The sequence below is a fragment of the Mesorhizobium sp. P3_A9 genome (assembly GCF_056402975.1).
In genome coordinates, this window is the sequence record NZ_JBFUGJ010000565.1 from 1 (window position 1) to 2,488 (window position 2,488).

The window sequence follows — 2,488 nt, forward strand, 5'->3', positions numbered from 1 at the left end:
CCATAGAGCGCACCAATCAGCGTTACGGCGAAGGTCTGCATGGTGATGGGAACCGGCACCATCGGCACTTCGATGTAAGATGACAGCGCCAGGAACAGCGTACCGAGCACGACGGCGCCGGCCTGCCAGGCGAGCGAGCGATCCTGGAGCCGGAGCGGGCTGAAGGACGGCTTGCTGGACGTGAATGCGATGTCTGTCATGAGGATTCCTTCGGTCGATTTCAAATTATAGATAATTTCTGCCTTCGATCTATTATCGAATCCACATTTTCGCTGACATAGCAACCCTTCCCACGACAAAGACCGCCCGACCTGCGTCGCGACACGCTTCAGATCATCATTTTATGGACGTCGTGCCCACGTTTGGGCGACATGTATCAGCCCACGATCGCGAAGGCTTCGCGCGTCGCGCCGGAGGCCGTCTTGACCGGCTTGCGGCCAATCCACTGGACATGCCGCCCCAGCGTCGCGGCCGCCGATTCGGTGTTTCCTTGCCGCAAGGCGGTCAGGATCGCCCGATGATCCTGATCGGTGCGCGTCTCCCACTCCGAACGCCATGCCGCGAACAGGAAGCGGGCGCTGGCGGCATGCAGATCGTCGATGGTGGCGAGCAGGCGCGGCATGGCGCATGGCGCCAGGATCAACCGATGAAAGGCGCGGTTGGCTTCCTCCCATGACCGGACGTCGCGGGATTTGTCGCCGGCTTTGGTCGCTTCTTCGGCGAGATCGAGAATGGCTGATGTCAGATGCGGAGCGGCATGGCGCAGCGCCAGCACTTCGAGTGCTGCCCGCATCTCGGCGACTTCCTTGACCTCGCCGAGATCGAAGGCGGCGACGCGCACGCCGCGGCGCGGCTCGCTGACGGCCAGCCCTTGCGCCTCAAGGCGACGGAACGCCTCGCGCACCGGAACATGGCTGGTGTGGAACTCCTCGGCGACATGATCCTGGCGCAGCCGGGCGCCAGGCTCGATCGCGCCAGAGATGATGCGGTCCGCCAGCACCTTGCTGATGCGCACCGCGATGGTGTCGTCCGTGCCCTTTGCCATGTTTTATAGATAATTTGCCGCGGGGCTGCTTGTCGAGACGGTGAGCCATGTTCGCCGACGTTCTCCCCAGCACAAAGCCAGGGGAAACTCCGGAGAAAGCCGGCCTCAGTTCACCCGGCTGATGCAGAAATCGATGACGTCGATCAGCGCCGATTTCTGCGGCGTTTCTTCCAGCGGCGCCAGTGCGTCGCGGGCGATCTCGCCGAAATGGCGGGCGCGGCCGATCGTGTCGGCGATGGCGCCGTGGCGGGTCATCAGGCCGATCGCCTTTTCCAGGCCCGCGTCATCGACGACATTGTCCTCGATGGCGCGTTTCCAGAAGGTGCGCTCGGCCTTGGTGCCGCGSCGGTAGGCGAGGATSACCGGCARGGTCACCTTGCCCTCGCGGAAATCGTCGCCGACATTCTTGCCGAGATCCTTGCTGGTGCCGCCATAGTCAAGCGCATCGTCGATGAGCTGGAAGGCAAGGCCGAGATTCATGCCGTAGGAGCGCAACGCCGCGCGGTCGTTGCGGGTCGCCTGGGCGATGACCGGGCCGACTTCAGCGGCAGCAGAAAACAGCGCGGCGGTCTTGGCCTTGATGACGGCGAAGTGCTCGTCCTCGGTGGTTTCGAGGTTCTTGGCGGCGGCAAGCTGCATGACCTCGCCCTCGGCGATGATCGACGCGGCGCTCGACAGGATGTCGAGCGCTTCGAGCGAGCCGACATCGACCATCATGCGGAAGGCCTGGCCGAGCAGGAAGTCGCCGACCAGCACGCTCGCCTGGTTGCCCCAGATCATGCGGGCGGTCTTCTTGCCCCGCCGCATGCCGCTCTCGTCGACGACGTCGTCGTGAAGGAGCGTCGCCGTGTGCATGAACTCGACCGAGGTGGCGAGCTTGACATGGCCCTCGCCGGAATAGCCGAACATCTGCGCGGCGGCGAGCGTCAGCATCGGTCTGAGCCGCTTGCCGCCGGACGAGATCAGATGGTTGGCGACCTCCGGGATCATCTCGACGTCGGAGCCGGCCTTGGACAGGATCAATTCGTTGACGCGGCCCATATCGGCGGCCGTCAGATCGATGAGATCCTTGATGGAGGCGGGTTCCCGCTTCCCGTTTTCGATGTTGAGAACGACACCCACGACAATCACTCCCGTCTTGGTACAACGCGTGCGACGGCACCCTTAGTCCCGATACGGACTCTAGGGCGGCGGACACGGCCACGGCAAGTGGCGAATTGGCGCGGCGTTGGTGACAGGCCTGTTAACCGAGCCGGAGGGAGCGCGGCTCTGCCCCCGGAAGCGCCGCCCGTTTACATCAATAGCGCAAACTGCGAGTTTCAYMCGATGATAGARCTTGTCCGCACCAACGAYGCCGTGATCATCTCCTTTGTCGAATCGCTSATGCGCGAYGCCGGCATCGSCTGYTTYGTCGCCGAYCAGAAYATGAGCATTCTCGAAGGG

3 protein-coding genes and 1 pseudogene are annotated in these 2,488 nt (G+C 63.4%); 1 reads left to right on the forward strand and 3 read right to left on the reverse strand.

What is annotated here, in order from left to right; translation table 11 throughout:
• The 3 genes and pseudogenes from AC1DX0_RS34525 to AC1DX0_RS34535 form a co-directional block, all read right to left on the reverse strand.
• Positions 1–200, reverse strand: a pseudogene (locus AC1DX0_RS34525) (biotin transporter BioY); the annotation flags it as partial.
• A gap of 176 nt (positions 201–376) precedes the next feature.
• Positions 377–1,045 carry a GntR family transcriptional regulator gene (locus AC1DX0_RS34530; protein ID WP_477219693.1) on the reverse strand — a complete coding sequence of 223 codons (669 nt, stop codon included), beginning with the start codon at positions 1,043–1,045 and terminating at the stop codon, positions 377–379.
• Between the two features lie 105 nt (positions 1,046–1,150).
• On the reverse strand, positions 1,151–2,167 hold the full coding sequence (locus AC1DX0_RS34535) for a polyprenyl synthetase family protein (RefSeq protein ID WP_172231524.1): 1,017 nt from the start codon (positions 2,165–2,167) through the stop codon (positions 1,151–1,153).
• Between the two features lie 204 nt (positions 2,168–2,371).
• Between AC1DX0_RS34535 and AC1DX0_RS34540 the strand changes: the two genes are divergently transcribed.
• Positions 2,372–2,488, forward strand: a 117-nt coding sequence (locus tag AC1DX0_RS34540; RefSeq protein WP_477358854.1) for a putative signal transducing protein, incomplete at its 3' end; no start/stop codon positions are given.

Coding starts and splice junctions, on each gene's coding strand:
- AC1DX0_RS34530 (WP_477219693.1), bottom strand. CDS start 1,045: ATGGCAAAGGGCACGGACGACACCATCGCGGTGCGCATCAGCAAGGTG.